This window comes from uncultured Aquimarina sp., from assembly GCF_947500065.1.
GTDB lineage: Bacteria > Bacteroidota > Bacteroidia > Flavobacteriales > Flavobacteriaceae > Aquimarina.
Genome location: NZ_CANMQT010000003.1, coordinates 392,408 through 408,242 on the forward strand (window position 1 = coordinate 392,408; position 15,835 = coordinate 408,242).

Consider the following 15,835-nt stretch of genomic DNA (forward strand, 5'->3'; position numbering starts at 1 on the left):
TAATAGTAACTCAACTGTATTTATTAGTAATACATACAATATCCATTACTATTACAAGTTCCTGCATCACATAAGTCACCATGTGGAGTTCCTAAACAACATCGAAATCCCGACTGATAGCACGTTGAGCGAGCCGAACCTAAAATTTTAACCTGATCTTTTTTTGTTAAGGAGATAACTCCTTTTAAATTTAAAATACTTTTCATTTTGAAAATACATTTTTTAAGTTAATAATTAATATTCATTGAGAGTATCGTTACACTATTTTACCACTAATAGTTTAAAAGTTTTATACCCATTTGCAATAACTAATACTTTATAAAAACCAGGTTGCCAATCCTTAACGGAAATAGTCTTTTGGAAGTTTTCATTATCAAAAAACTCATCACTATGATACACATTGGTCTTTGTAAATATATTTTGTACAGTTATCGTAAAGTTTGTTTCCTTTGATAGTGTTACGCCAATATTTACGAACTCTGAAGTAGGGTTTGGAAACATTTTTATTGTTAATTCTGGTTTACGTAATTCCCGTTTTCTGGAAATTTTTCTTATATTTCCTACACCACTAAGCTCAGAAATATATAATGCAGTTCCGGTTCTATTAGCAATGATTCCTGCGGGATAAGAAAAAGTTGCTTCTGTAATATCTCCATCCATATCTCCATTAATACTTCCCGCAAAAATTGTGACATCATCTACTTTTCGAGGATTAATCTTATAAATCTTATGCTCTCCGTAAACGGTACCAAAAAGTGAACCATTAGCATAAGCAACAAAACCCAAAAAAGGAAAGTCTGTACCAGAATCAGGCACTGTGGCAATGTATTCTAACGCTGGGTTTCTAGAAGTTAATCTATATATTTTTCTATCCGTAAAATTACCAATATACAATGCGCCTCTTCTATCAAAAGCTAATCCTACTGGTGCATTAAGTGGTGCTCCTTTATACAATACTTTAATCGTTCCATCTGGCAACAACTCTTTGATTCCATTATCGCGTACATCGGTATAAATAATAGAATTTCTATACCTTGACGTAATCATTCCTGATGGAATACCATCTACAGGGAAACTTTTTATCAAATTCCCTTCTTTATCATATTTATGGATAATAGAAGCGCTATATTCTGCAATGAAAAGGTTACCCTGACGATCAAAAGCTAATCCATTTGGGTTAGCCAAACCAGAGACAAATACACTTACTTCTCCTGATGGTGTAATTTTATACACTGAATCTCCAAAAAAATTAGAGCCGTATAAATTCCCTCTAGCATCCAAGGCTAGCGCATCATCTACAACCGCATCTGGAGAATTTAAAACTGTAGTTACTTCTTGACCATAAGTGACTAATGATATAATGACAAATATTAAAACATAAAATTTCCTCATTTCCTTGTTCTTTTAGACTATTTAAATTAATGATGTATTCGTGTGATTTGAATTTAAAATTATTCGTTTTTGTTATATCACTACATCACTTTGAAGTAGAATGCCTTTTTTTTGAAGTGAATGAACAGTATTTTGATGTGAATGCAATTATTACGTAATTGGCTTATTTTTTTTATCTAAATTGTTCTCTAATCATATAACAAAAGTGTAGCTAAACTATAGACATGAAAATTTCGGCATTAATCATTGATGATGAACCTTTAGCAAGAAAATTGATAGATAATTTACTTGAAACTGTATCTAAGATTGATGTAATTGGTACGTGTAAAACTGGTAAGGAAGCAATTTTGAAGATTAATACATTAAAACCTGATCTCATCTTTTTAGATATAAAATTAAAGGACATGACAGGTTTTGATATTCTAGAAGGAATTTCAACAAAAGCTCCTATAATAATATTTGTTACTGCTTTTGATTCTTATGCTTTAAAAGCATTTAATTTTTTTGCTTTCGATTATTTACTAAAACCTTTTAATGAAGATCGATTTTATGTCTCTGTCAATAAAGCAATTGAAACTTTTCAGAGAAAAGATACTTCTCAATTACAGAAAAAAGTTAATGATCTGATACATCATGTTAGCACTACTGATAAAACAACTAATATTGGTCCTATTAAAAAACTGCCAGTTCCTTTAAGAAACAAAACCATATTTATACCTCCAAATGATATCTTATATATAACGGCATCTAACTATTATGCAGAAATATATACCGAAAATAAAAAATACCTTCTCAGAGAATCTTTGCAGAACCTGCTAAGTATACTAAATCCCGAACATTTTATTAGAATCCATCGTTCTACAATTATCAATATTGATTTTACTCAGGAGCTTATAAATTCAGGTTACGGTGCTATTGATGTAAAAATGAAAGACAGCAATCAATTTAGAATCAGCAAGAGTTACAAAAAGGAATTTTTAACCAAAATGGGAATATAAGTGAGGAAATATATAGATAAAAAGCTATTCTTAATCCTTATGGGATACGTGGGAGCCTATAAAACAGTAACCATAATTCAGGAAATATTTATAAACTATCAGGAAGAAAAGGTTTTTGAAAATATCGAATGGTTTAGCATAATTATGGAACAGCTTACTGTTACGGCAATCACTATCACTCCTATTGTTTGCATTGTTCTTATCATAACTAAAATTATGATTGATCGTAATTATAAATGGATTTATATCATTTCTATTCATTTCGTATTATCTTGGGTTTATGGCTTACTCGTTACTTTATCAGGTGTAATCTATTTGTCGATTACCGACGGAGATGCAACTTCTTTTTCTGAAAGTGAAATTATATCCCTCCTTATCTACTCATCAGGTCGTGATTTTCTAGGGTATGTCGGTTTTGTTAGCATAATTTACTCATATTATTACATCAATAGAACCATTAAAATAGAAGTTCAAAAAGCACAACTATCAGAACAACTTACTAATGTTAAAATGGAAGCACTAAAATCTCAACTGAATCCTCATTTTCTTTTTAATACTCTAAATAGTATTTCTGCTTTAATCAAAGAAGACCAAAAAAAAGCTCAGGATATGATTGTCTTTTTAGGAGATTTATTAAGAGAAATTTTAATCATTAAGAACGAAAACTTAATTCCACTGCATCAAGAGATATCCATATTAAACAAATATATCGATATCATGAGAATACGCTTTTCTGATCATCTAACAATGGATATTCAAATAGAAGAAGGTATCAAAGATGTACTAATTCCAAGTATGATTATTCAACCAATTATAGAAAATTCATTTAAACATGGGTATTCTTATAACGTAGAAAACCTCAAAGTAACACTAAATATCTACAAAAAAGACAATAAACTATTCATCAATATCACCAATAACGGAGAGATGATAGATGATATTCAATCTGTAGGAATGGGTATAAAAAACATAAAAGATCGATTATTTACCCTCTACAATAAGAATTTTGATTTCATATTTAGAAACTTAAAAAATAATACTGGCGTAGAAACTATTATGGAAATACCTTTAGAACTGGGTAATTTGGCATATATATAATGATGAATTCTTTTATAAGTTCAACCAATACGTAATTTTTAACACAATAGAACGGGTTCTTACATCAAAAGCAAAACGATCCATTGGATCCACATCTCCTGTTAGATAATTGTCAGTATACACAAGAATTAGATCTGATACTGGTGCAAATCTCCACTGAATACGAGCATTAATATTGGTATTATCATTTTGTGAATTGTACTGTGCAAAAACAGAAGTAAACAAGCTTTTAGAAAAAGTATAATCTATTCTAGGACTAATCAAATAAGTCTCTCTTGTACCTTCTAAATGCGGTAAGTCGAAAATATTAACAGCGTAGTTTAATGAAAAAAAGCCTTTGGGTTTAAACCTTACATTAAAACCTCCTCTTGTACCATAACGCCAACCGTTAAAATACTCTCCAATGTAGGGGTTAAAATTCCAACTAAATATTTTCCGTCTATCACTTCTATAATTACCAGTGAAACTAACCCAAGAAAAATCTTGATCAGCTGCTAACTCCGCAGAATCAGTTCCTGTTGGATCAAAAGGATCAAATAAATACACATAACTATGATTCAGATTAAATCCGAAGTTCGACCTTTGAGTTAACTCTCCTCCCCACCCAACAGATAAAAAATGATCCGTTTTACCAAAACCTGGGCGCCAAAAAATATCTGCCTCTATTCCATAATTATGGTTATTCAAAAAATCATTTTGAGGATAATAACGTAATTCTGCACTTGGATTTACCCTGAAATAATCTGTTCTAGGTACAAATCCAACTTCTGCATTATAATCCTCATGAACATATTCATGTTTCCACAGAGCGCCAAATTTTCTTGTATTATAATTCAAAGTAGTTCCCTGAGCTATTGCAAGATCAGTTTCCGGAGAAAACGTTCCATGAACAAAACTCTTACCAAACCAGGTATTGCTCCGAGTAGAGTAATTATAATCAATACCTGCCATTCTATTATATCTGTTGATATCTAGCGTATCCAGATTTTCATCAAAATTAACCGCTTGTTTATTAACAGCAATAATTCCGATATTTGATCGCACTCCTATCTTGCGTTGTGCAACGGCTACACCAAAATTAGTGCCAGGTATCCCTTGGTTTTCGCTAGATGCCGTTTGCATATTCAACAAACCAACTCTTGTTTTAGGATCTAACTTCCCGCTAATACGCAATCCACCATATATTCTATTTTGCACCAAATCTTCAGTAATAACATCCTCAGCAGCTCCAATACGTCTAGAAAAAAAAGGATTGATATTAGAAAACCCAAACTGTCCAAAAAGATCAGCGTTTTCTAAAAAAAACTGTCTTCTTTCTGGAAAAAATATCTCAAATCGATCTAGATTGGTAATTTGCTCATCTACTTCAACTTGCGAAAAATCAGGATTTACCGTTAAATCTAAGTTTAATCCTGGTGTTAAAGCTATTTTAACATCACCACCGATTTCAAAAATTTCGTCAGTAGGTGTATCATCTTCATAGTCTTTATTAATCCCTGAAGATACAAATGGTATTAAGGAAATTGCACTGCTTTTGGTTGTCAGATCTTCTTCCCAAATCATATCAGCTGTATAGGCTAATGTAAATACTACCTGATTACGTGGCGTTCCTGGATATGTACTAATTTCATTGGATTGGGTATCAAAACGATAACTAGTAAAACCCCATTTTTTTGAAGGGGTTGGATATCTAAACGTACTAAAAGGAATCTCTAGTTCTGCAGTATAATATCCATCATATTTTTTTGCGCTTCCTCTCCACTTATTATCCCAAGAAGTAGAAAAGTCTTGAAATACATTTCCTCCGTTACTTATAGTACCTTCTCTTAAAACACCTTCGGGATTAATTCCAAAATAAAAAGCGTTAGTCTCATCGTCGAAAGTATCAAACAATAACGTAATATTATCATTTCCTCCTGCTCTATAATCTCTCCTTAAAGATTCTACCACCCAATCATTTCCAGCAGCATAACATTTGATACCTATGTACAAGTTTTTTTTATCTGTACACATGTATATCTCTGTCCTTGCTACAGCAGGTAAAGAATCATTAGGAAAATATTGTGCAAAATCTTTTGCTGGGGTTAATTTAGTCCAGATAGCCTCATCTAATTGACCATCTATTTCCATGTTCTCATTCGTAGTACCTACTTTGAATGATTTTTTTTCTGTGTTTCCTGATTGAGCAAAATTTTGATATCCCCAACTAATGAAGAGTACAATGATCCAAAACCTCATATTGAAATTTTCGTATTTATGTTTAATCTTTTCCTGTTTTTGATATTGAATTCTCAAAAATAGAATACGAAAATTAACTTTATGTTAAAATTATTACAAACAACAAGAAGAAAAATGAGGTTTTTGAAAGTACCAAAAAAATAAAGTTAACTACAGTTCCTGTATCTGTCTAATCATTTGATTCGTAAATCCCCACTCATTATCATACCAAATCATGATCTTAACTAAATCTCCATCTACCACTCTAGTCATCGATGCATCAACCGTGGATGCATATGGATTCATCTTAATATCAGAAGAAACTATAGGCTCATAAGTAACATCTAATACTTTCAGGTATCGATCCGTTTTAGCTTCTTTCTGAAGTATTTCATTAATTTCTTCTGCAGAAGTATCTCTTTCTGATATAAACGTAACATCACTTACAGAACCAACAGGAACAGGAGTACGGATTGCTATACCATCAAACTTACCTTCATATTGTGGCAAAGCTTTCGTTGTAGCAATAGCTGCTCCCGTGGATGTTGGAGTTAAATTAACTGCTCCTGCTCTACCCATTCTTGGATTTTTCTTAGAGGGCGCATCTACTAATGTCTGAGATGCTGTATATGCATGAATGGTATTAAGTATCGCTTTTTTGATTCCAATAGTTCTTCCCAAAATCTCTACAACAGGACTTATATTATTAGTTGTACAACTTGCACATGAAAATATGGCAGTTTTTCCATCTTCTGTATTTACTCCGTGAACAACAGTAGGTGTATCTTTACTTTTAGTAGGACCTGATATAACAACATTAGTGGCTCCAGCTTTGATATGCTTTTCTGCATCTTCTCTATTCGTAAAGAAACCTGTACTCTCTATTACTATATCAATATTATTTTCCTTCCAAGGAAGTTGTTCTGGATCTCTTTGATTAAAGTATAATATTTTTTGTCCATCTACGTGTAAATGATCTTCATGAATACGTACTTCTTTATCATAGATACCATATACACTATCATATTTTAAAAGATACTGAGCATTATCTACGGACATTAAGTCATTTACAGCTACTACTTGTAAACCTGGTTCTTCCATAATCACTTTTAGCGCTGCACGACCTATTCTTCCGAATCCATTAATTGCTATTCTTTTCATACTTTTTTATTTTTTTGTTGGTTTAAAATGTGGTTATAAACACCCTATAGTTGTCGTTTAAAATGACTAAATATTACATATATTAATCTATTAATGATACTCCATTTAAATCAGTCGTCAATACATCACTCATATAATCAAAATATGGGCGTAATAACTCGAAATGGTATACTAATTTATCTAGAAAATCCGGAGCAAATACTTCTTTATCCGTAAACTTATGCTCTACAAAAAATGATTTATTCTTAATCAAATCAATAGCAGGATGATCTTTGTTAAATCCTTTGGGAGCGGTCTTAACCTGATACCCAGTATTAAAACCATTAAATGCTTTACTAAAATCCGAATTAGACAAGATATCTCGAATTTCTTGATCATCCATTTCGAATTCTTTACGTATACGAAGTAAATCTTTTGGTTCTGGGCTAAAGAATCCTCCAGCCATTAACGAATTACCAGGTTCTAATCGTAAATAATACCCTCCTCGACGCTGTGCTCCCGCCCTGCTAAAACTAACGCTACGATGCACATTATAAGGTGTTTTATCCTTACTGAAACGTACATCTCTATTAATACGGAAAACCTTTGTTTTCTCTATCTCATCATGTTCATTGAGTCGTTCGGCAACTGAAGCATAGAAAGCCTTTAATTCTTTTTCATTGGCTTGATAACGTTTTTTATGATCTTGCATCCAATCTCGATGATTGTTCTTTTTTAGATCTTTTAAAAACTCAAAGGATGATTTTGGTATGATAGTCATAAAATTTACTTTAATGCTAAAATTACTAAAATCTACTTTCTAAGAAGAAGTTTAACTAAACTTTAAATAACATAAGTAAACCTTCCTTAGAATAAATCAAAGAAGGTTATTTAACTAACGGTATGTGTGCGCTATCAGACTCAGGTTTTTAAAGTAGAAATTCTATATATACTTAGATTAGAATTGTTCTAATAAATAGTTTATCAAATCGGTAGTAGTTACGATTCCAACTAATTTACCGTTATCAATAACGGGTAATGCATGAAACTCTTTTTCAGCTAATATCTCCGCAACTTCTTTTATAGTGGTAGTAGAGTTAACGCTTACCAAGTTTTTAGCCATTACTTGTTCTATAGTAAACATTTCATAAACTACAGTATCTACATCATTATCATTAATAGCATCGGCAAAACTTATACGAAGTAAATCTGTATAACTTAACATTCCTATAATTACATCACCATTGACTACAGGTATGTGACGAATATTATTTTCTTTGAATAGCATTTCTGCTGTTTCTAAACCATTTGTGCTATTTAGTGTAATGACATTAGAAGTCATAATTTTTGAAATGGGAGTTCTTTTTTTCATTGTAAATTGATTTAAAAATGATATCCAAATGTAGTTTCATATTCCAAAACAAATTATGACATATATCAGTAAAAAATACAATAAAAAGCCATCCGGTTTTAATGTAAATCAGCGTATGAATCTGCTATTATTTTTATTAACTAGAAAGAACAAGTCCCAATAAGGATTGGTTTCTTTCGTTTTTTTAACCAAAATTTATGGATTACTATCAATTCTAACCGCTCTTTGTTATAATTACCACAAAAATGTAAGTATTTACAAATAAATAAGACCTCATTATTTCTTTATTCTATATATTTACTAGACTTTTCAAAAAAGGCACTATGACTAAAGCTAAAGATCAAATCATAGCTAAGATTAAGGAGCAGAAAAAAAATCCTAATCTAAAGCTAAAGCTGAAAGAAAGAACTGAGTATTTTACCAATCTACTTTTCTATACCCTATTCGATTCAGATACCGAAGTAGAGAAAAACATTGATATTTTAGAACAGACCTTCGAAGAACTAATTGATCTTGCCTGTTGGAAAACCGAAAAACCATGTAGTAAAATCTGGCAATCTTATTTAGATACATTACCAAATATTTTACAGAAACTGAATAAAGATGCGGATTCTTTTATGCAGAGTGATCCGGCTGCAAATTCTATTGAAGAAGTATACCTCGCATATCCAGGTTTTTATGCTATTGCTATTTATAGATTAAGCCACGAACTATTAAAGTTTGGTTTACCTCTAATTCCTAGATTGATGACAGAATATTCTCATCGATTGACAGGAACGGATATTAATCCAGGAGCAGAGATTGGAGAATCCTTTTTTATTGATCATGCTACGGGAATTGTTATTGGTGAAACGGCTATTATAAAAAACAATGTAAAAATATATCAAGGTGTTACACTAGGTGGTCTTTACGTAGATAGAAAATTACGCAATGTAAAAAGACATCCAACAGTAGAAGATAATGTAACCATTTATGCAAATGCAACCATACTTGGTGGCACTACTGTCATTGGAACTAATAGTACTATTGGTGGTAATGCATGGATTACATCATCGGTACCAGAAAATTCAATTATATCAAATACATCAGAAATTAAGATTAAAAAAGTTGTTTAATGTCTCATAGCATTTTAGACCTAATCGGAAATACGCCTTTGGTAAAAGCTACTTCCCTAGTTAAAAACCCTAATATTACTTTATATCTAAAACTAGAGGGACACAATCCTGGTGGAAGTGTAAAAGATCGTGCTGCATATAATATGATCAAATCTGCATTAGATCGAGGTGATATAGATCAAAGCTCCAAACTTATTGAAGCAACAAGCGGTAATACAGGTATTGCATTAGCAATGATTGCTGGAATCTTCAAATTAGATATTGAGCTTGTAATGCCTGAAAATTCTACTAAAGAACGTGTACAAACCATGCGTGCTTATGGAGCAAAAGTTACGTTAACTTCTGCCGATGTTGGTATTGAAGGAGCTCGTGATTATGCTGAAGCCAAAGTAACTGAGGAAGGATATGTTATGCTAAATCAGTTTGCTAATGATGACAACTGGAAAGCACATTATAAAACTACCGGACCTGAAATCTGGAAAGATACGGATGGTACCATTACTCATTTTGTCTCTTCTATGGGAACCACAGGAACAATTATGGGAACTTCTACCTATTTAAAAGAACAATCTCAAAGTGTGCAGATTGTAGGGGTGCAACCCACAGATGAATCCCGAATTCCGGGAATCCGAAAATGGCCAAAAGAATACCTCCCTAAAATTTTTAACCCATCAAAGGTTGATCAGGTTATTGAAGTAAGCCAGGAAGAAGCTACAGAAATGGCTAAAAGATTAGCGAAAGAAGAAGGTGTCTTTTCTGGAATGAGCAGTGGCGGTTCGGTAACGGCAGCACTAAAGTTAGCAGAAACATTAGATAGTGGAGTTCTGGTAGCAATTATTTGTGATCGTGGAGATCGATACCTAAGTTCTGATTTGTTTTCATAATACAACGATATTTTAAAACCTATATTAACCAACCAAAACCATTTACAAACCATAAATATCAGCATATGAAACATGTTTTCATGTATTTTCTTGTTTTATCTACTATAATATCCTGTTCAGAAAAGAAAGTGACTTATACAAGCTTTACAGAATACCCAACTCCAACAGAAACAAGCCTTTGGCTTGAGTATACTAAAGAAGCTACTACTTTTAAAATATGGTCTCCTATTGCGGAAAAAATACAGCTACACTTATATAAAGAAGGTGATGGCGGAACTCCTCTAGAAACTATTGGACTACATCGAGAAGGGCAAGGAATCTGGACCCAGCAAATTAATCGAGATCTACATGGTATGTACTATACCTATCAGATTATGATTGACGGAATATGGCTAGAAGAAACTCCAGGTATTTATGCAAAAGCTACAGGAGTTAATGGTAAAAGAGCCATGGTATTAGATTTTGAAACAACTGATCCTGAAGGATGGCATCAGGACAAAGGTTCGGTTGTGAAATATCCTAATGAAGCTATTATTTATGAACTACATATTAGAGATATGACTATTCACCCTAAATCAGGATCTACTACGCCAGGTACATATTTGGGATTGGTAGAACAAGGAACTAAAGGAACCGATGGTATTGTAACCGGAATGGATCATCTAAAAGAATTAGGCATCACCCATGTACACTTATTACCAACCTACGACCACTACTCTATTGATGAAACCAAATTAGACACACCACAATTCAATTGGGGATATGATCCTCAAAATTATAATGTCCCTGAAGGTTCATTTTCTTCTGATCCTTATCATGCCGAGGTAAGAATCAAAGAATTCAAAGAAATGGTTAAAGCATTTCATGACAATGGAATTGGAGTCATTTTAGATGTTGTGTATAATCATACTGGAAAAACAAAGAACTCTAATTTTAATTTAGAGGTTCCTGGATATTATTACAGACAGTGGGAAGACGGGAAACCATCAGATGCTTCGGCTTGTGGTAATGAAACAGCTTCTGACCGAACAATGGTACAAAAATATATCACTGAATCAATAGTATATTGGGCAAAAGAATATCACTTAGACGGTTTTCGTTTTGACCTAATGGGAATTCATGATATAGAAACTATGAATAAAGTAGCAGAAACGGTAAAAACTGTAAACCCTAATATTTTTGTATATGGTGAAGGCTGGACTGCTGGAGATTCTCCCCTACCCGAAGAAAAAAGAGCTTTAAAAAAGAATACTCTGAAAATGCCACAGATTTCTGCTTTTAGTGATGATCTAAGAGATGGATTAAAAGGTTCTGTTTTTAAAGAAGAAAGTACAGGGTTTGTAAGTGGCGCTAAGAACGAAGAAGAATCCGTTAAAATGGGAATTGTAGGATCAATTAAGCATCCTCAAATTGATTATACGAAAGTAAATTATTCAAAAACTCATTGGGCTAACGAACCATGGCAATCTGTATCCTATGTCTCCTGTCATGATAACCATACGGTATATGATAAATTAAAAATCTCTAGAATAGATGCTACTGAAGAAGAACAAATTGCAATGCAAAAATTGACTAATGCAATTGTTATGACTTCGCAAGGCATTGCTTTTATCCATGCTGGAGCAGAAATGTTACGTACTAAAAATGGAGAACATAATTCCTATAATCTACCGGATAGCATTAATCAGATAGATTGGAACAGAAAAAAGATATATACAGATGTAGTTGAGTATTATAAACATCTTATTATGCTTAGAAAGGAACATCCAGCTTTTAGAATGACTGACGCGAATGCCGTTAGAACTAATCTAGAGTTTAAAGAAGATAAAAATGGATTGATCAGCTATCAGATTAGTAATAATGCTAATGGTGATCGTTGGAGAAACATTTATGTAGTATATAATGCGAATCCTGAAGCTGTGATTTATAGACCAAAAGGAGTTTGGAAAATTGCTGTTTTAGGTGATTCTTTTGATTTGGAAGGAACTAAGAATGTAAAGGATAAGATTACGGTGCCTCCAATATCAATGATGGTACTATTTCAAGAATAACATACACTATAGATATCTTTATTACATATATTTGAAGGTTGTATGCCACAAAAAAATCTCTGAATAAAGAAATGAAGGTTATATCGGTAAGAGAAAATCCAGAAAGAAAAAACGAGGCAATAGAATATTTTCAAAGTAATTGGAAAAGTGTATTGCCGAAAATATATGAAGATTCCATAAATCATTGTATTAACGCAACGAATCCCCTTCCACAATGGTATTTATTAGAAAAAGATGATGAAGTAATAGGTTGTGCTGGACTAATTCCAAATGATTTTATAAGTAGAATGGATTTATATCCTTGGGTTTGTGCTGTATTTATTGAACAAAAACATAGAGGTAATGCTTATAGTTCGTTATTAATTAAAAAAGCTAAGGTTGACGCTAAAGAATCAGGATTTGAAAATCTATACTTATGCACTGATCACATCGGGTTTTATGAAAAATATGGATTCAAATATATTGGTCAAGGATATCACCCATGGAATGAGGAGTCTAGAATTTATAAATTAGAATTATAATAAAAAGCGGCACACAACACCAAGTATAGTTCATTGTCTGAAATTCCTACTCGGAGTTTCCTTATTGCTGAACTTAGGTTACGCACTTTTCTCTATCTTAGTAGCATAGCAACGAACCACGCACAAAACGTTTCCAGTAATGCCTAAAACGGATTATGAATAAACTTAAGGACATAAATTTTGGAGATTTCCTATCATTTAAAGCTTCTGACGGATTTTATCGTGTATTATTTTGTTCCAGTGTTCAAAAATCAAGAAGTCCTTACTATTTCAACTTTTCCGCTACAACAATTAAAGCAAAAGAGAAGCCTACAATAAATGACATAAGAAATTCAAAGTATTATGGAAAAGGAAATCGGAATGGATATAAATTTGAGAATAATGAATTGGAAAAAATCTGGGATTTACATCCAGAAATTAAACCGAATTATTTGGGAACTTATGAACTACTTATAACAAGAAAAAACTTTATGTCTTTTAGAGATAAATTTGAGCTAATTTCAAATCTACCAATATTGAAAAACTTAAATAAGAATGGAAATGGTGGAATGAATGCGAGTGAATTAAATATTTTAGATAACTTTTTTGTTAATCGAATTGAGAAATTTATGACAGAACAGAATCAGGAAGAGTACCTTACTGAAGCAATACTTAAATTGGACTATAAAAAAGAAAGCACATACTGGCAACAATGGTTATAATTCATTGTGGCAAAAAACTAAATCAATGTTTAATTTATAAATAAAACGGCTCGATTTTGACGGAATAATCGTGTGGATGGTTCCACGGCGGCATCATAGCCTAGGCAGTTACCTTCAAGTTGAACAAAATCCTACTAAACAATGACTATTAGAACAATTCACAAAATCTTGACCTTTTGCATCGCATCAATTTGGATTGCAAACGGATTATTTTGTAAAGTTTTAAATCTTGTTCCGAGACACGAACAAATTGTTGCCCAAATTTTAGGAGCTGATTATTCTAGAGTTTTAACAATGTTAATTGGTCTTTCAGAAATAGTAATGGCTATTTGGATTTTAAGCAAATTTAAGTCAAGATTAAATGCAGTAACTCAAATCCTAATAGTCGGAGTAATGAATACTTTAGAGTTTATTCTCGTACCGGACTTATTACTTTGGGGAAAACTAAATTCTTTATTTGCCTTTGTATTTATAGTCGTTGTATATTTCAACGAATTTTACTTGAACAAAAACCTAACTGAACAAACTTGATATGCTTTCATTCTTGAAAAACCATCCTTTTGCGGTAGAATCATTTTTTGAAAGCTCAACAGTTTTAACTTTCGCTGTTCCAAAGGAGCAACTACAAAATTTAATACCCGAATGTTTACAACTTGATACATTTCAGGACAAATGGGCGTTTGTGGCAGTTGCAATGGTGCAAACAAAAGATTTACGACCAAAAGGATTTCCTAAGTTTATGGGTAATAACTTTTTTTTGATTGGCTACCGCATTTTTATACGTTACACTTCCAATAAAGGAAAAAACTTACGCGGTTTGTATATTTTAAAATCCGAAACTAACAAAAAGAAAATGGAATTTATGGGCAACATATTTACCCATTACAATTATACAACAACTGACATAACGCAATCTGAGAAAGATCAAACAAGAGAATTATCTTCAATTAAATCAAACTTTAAACTTACATTAGATAACATAGGACAAGACGTTTCTTTACCTGTAAACTCACCATTTGCAAACTGGAAAGAAGCAAGAAGATATGCTGGACCATTACCTTTTACTTTTACCTATAATAAAGAAACCAAAGAAGTATTAATCATTGAAGGAGTAAGACAAAACTGGACACCAAGTCCAGTTAAAGTAATTGATTACAATTTTGAGTTCCTGAACACCATAAAACTTGAAAAACCTGTATTAGCAAATGCCTTTGTAATTAGAAATATACCTTACCAGTGGAAAAAAGGCAAAATTGAATTATGGAAATAAAAAGAAGGAAATTTCAAGGAGTATTAAATATTTTAAGCTTCAACAGGCACTTTTATGTATTTGGCTTGATAGCGTTAGCTATAATAATCACAAGTTATTTGGTCTTTAGTTGGTCAAATCTTTTCTTTTGGATTATTATTTTAGCTTTTTTATATGGTTTAATAATGCCGTTAATCGTTTCAGCTTACGTTTATGATTTTTCGGGCTATTATAACTTCGATTGGTTGCAACGTTTTAATCTGACCGATTCCGAAGACAAACAAATTTTAAATATTAATGCTGGCTTTGATGAAACAAGTTTTATAATCAAAAACCATTTCCCCAAATCCGATTTAAAAGTTTTTGATTTTTATAACTCAGAAAAGCATACCGAACCAGCTATAATAAGAGCTAGAAAAGTGAGTTTGGTTTATCCAAATACACAACAAATCATTTCAAACTCTATTCCACTAAAAGATAATTCTGTCGATTTGATTTTTTTATTATCGGCTGCACACGAAATTCGTTCTCAAAACGAAAAAATCCAGTTTTTAAAAGAATGTCACCGAGTTTGTAAATCCAATGCCAATATAATAATGATAGAGCATTTGCGAGATTTCCCAAACTTCATAGCATTTTCCGTAGGATTTACTCATTTCTTTTCAAAAACAACTTGGAAAAATGCTTTTAACGTGGCTGGTTTTTCAAAATGTACAGAGCAAAAATTTACACCTTTCATGTCAATCTTTAATAGCTGCCCCTAAATGCAAATTCATATACATATAATTGGTGTTCTTTTAATTGTTTTGGCATTAGTTCATAGTATCTTTCCGAAGTATTTTAACTGGGGAAAGGAGCTTAAATCTTTGAGTTTAATAAACCGTCAAATGATGACTATACATACGCTTTTTATTGCGATTATAGTGTTTCTTATGGGGATACTCTGTTTGACATCATCAAACGAGCTAATTGAAACTAATCTTGGAAAAAAAATATCCCTGGGGCTTGGTATATTCTGGACTATTCGATTATTTATACAGTTTTTCGGATATTCGACTGACCTTTGGAAAGGTAAAAAACTAGAAACCTCAATACAT

The 15,835-nt window shown here is 32.2% G+C and carries 15 protein-coding genes; 10 read left to right on the forward strand and 5 right to left on the reverse strand.

All coding sequences use genetic code 11. The features are described 5' to 3' along the window. Positions 1–261: 261 nt before the first annotated feature. The gene (locus Q0975_RS11790; RefSeq protein WP_299436838.1) at positions 262–1,392 is read right to left on the reverse strand and encodes a T9SS type A sorting domain-containing protein; all 1,131 of its coding nucleotides are present in this window, start codon (positions 1,390–1,392) and stop codon (positions 262–264) included. A gap of 224 nt (positions 1,393–1,616) precedes the next feature. Here Q0975_RS11790 and Q0975_RS11795 point away from each other — a divergent pair, with 224 nt between their 5' ends. Together Q0975_RS11795 and Q0975_RS11800 are read left to right on the forward strand one after the other, a co-directional pair. Then, positions 1,617–2,390, forward strand: coding sequence for a LytTR family DNA-binding domain-containing protein (locus Q0975_RS11795; RefSeq protein ID WP_299436840.1), 774 nt, complete (start codon positions 1,617–1,619; stop codon positions 2,388–2,390). Continuing rightward, the gene (locus tag Q0975_RS11800) at positions 2,391–3,488 is read left to right on the forward strand and encodes a histidine kinase (RefSeq protein WP_299436842.1); all 1,098 of its coding nucleotides are present in this window, start codon (positions 2,391–2,393) and stop codon (positions 3,486–3,488) included. It abuts the gene before it with no gap. A gap of 12 nt (positions 3,489–3,500) precedes the next feature. On the opposite strand, the gene Q0975_RS11805 is transcribed toward Q0975_RS11800, so the two are convergent. From Q0975_RS11805 to Q0975_RS11820, 4 genes are all read right to left on the reverse strand, one after another. Continuing rightward, a complete protein-coding gene (locus Q0975_RS11805; RefSeq protein WP_299436844.1) occupies positions 3,501–5,726 on the reverse strand; it encodes a DUF5916 domain-containing protein in 2,226 nt (741 codons plus the stop codon). A gap of 150 nt (positions 5,727–5,876) precedes the next feature. Next, positions 5,877–6,866, reverse strand: a complete 990-nt coding sequence (gene gap, locus Q0975_RS11810; RefSeq protein WP_299436846.1) for a type I glyceraldehyde-3-phosphate dehydrogenase — start codon at positions 6,864–6,866, stop codon at positions 5,877–5,879. 82 nt (positions 6,867–6,948) lie between these two features. After that, positions 6,949–7,626, reverse strand: coding sequence for a DUF2461 domain-containing protein (locus tag Q0975_RS11815; RefSeq protein WP_299436848.1), 678 nt, complete (start codon positions 7,624–7,626; stop codon positions 6,949–6,951). 177 nt (positions 7,627–7,803) lie between these two features. Continuing rightward, positions 7,804–8,217 (reverse strand): CBS domain-containing protein, encoded by a 414-nt coding sequence (locus tag Q0975_RS11820; RefSeq protein ID WP_299436850.1) that lies wholly within the window; start codon positions 8,215–8,217, stop codon positions 7,804–7,806. Positions 8,218–8,540: 323 nt separating this feature from the next. On the opposite strand from Q0975_RS11820, the gene epsC reads away from it, so the two are divergent. The 8 genes from epsC (at position 8,541) to Q0975_RS11860 (ending at position 15,502) form a co-directional block, all read left to right on the forward strand. After that, entirely contained in the window at positions 8,541–9,332 is a 792-nt protein-coding gene (gene epsC / locus Q0975_RS11825; RefSeq protein ID WP_299436852.1) for a serine O-acetyltransferase EpsC, read from the forward strand. Next, complete coding sequence (cysM, locus tag Q0975_RS11830) at positions 9,332–10,216, forward strand: cysteine synthase CysM (RefSeq protein ID WP_299436854.1); 885 nt, start codon at positions 9,332–9,334, stop codon at positions 10,214–10,216. Before epsC ends, cysM begins: the two co-directional genes overlap by 1 nt. A 65-nt stretch (positions 10,217–10,281) precedes the next feature. Beyond that, a complete protein-coding gene (gene pulA / locus Q0975_RS11835; RefSeq protein ID WP_299436856.1) occupies positions 10,282–12,267 on the forward strand; it encodes a type I pullulanase in 1,986 nt (661 codons plus the stop codon). A 71-nt stretch (positions 12,268–12,338) separates the two neighbouring features. Further along, positions 12,339–12,788, forward strand: a complete 450-nt coding sequence (locus tag Q0975_RS11840; RefSeq protein ID WP_299436858.1) for a GNAT family N-acetyltransferase — start codon at positions 12,339–12,341, stop codon at positions 12,786–12,788. Positions 12,789–12,943: 155 nt separating this feature from the next. Then, a complete protein-coding gene (locus Q0975_RS11845) occupies positions 12,944–13,489 on the forward strand; it encodes a hypothetical protein (protein WP_299436860.1) in 546 nt (181 codons plus the stop codon). 141 nt (positions 13,490–13,630) lie between these two features. After that, entirely contained in the window at positions 13,631–14,020 is a 390-nt protein-coding gene (locus tag Q0975_RS11850) for a DoxX-like family protein (protein WP_299436862.1), read from the forward strand. A gap of 1 nt (position 14,021) precedes the next feature. Next, positions 14,022–14,759, forward strand: coding sequence for a DUF2071 domain-containing protein (locus Q0975_RS11855; protein ID WP_299436864.1), 738 nt, complete (start codon positions 14,022–14,024; stop codon positions 14,757–14,759). After that, positions 14,750–15,502, forward strand: coding sequence for a methyltransferase domain-containing protein (locus Q0975_RS11860; protein ID WP_299436866.1), 753 nt, complete (start codon positions 14,750–14,752; stop codon positions 15,500–15,502). The genes Q0975_RS11855 and Q0975_RS11860 overlap by 10 nt, the downstream gene beginning before the upstream one ends. Positions 15,503–15,835 lie beyond the last annotated feature (333 nt).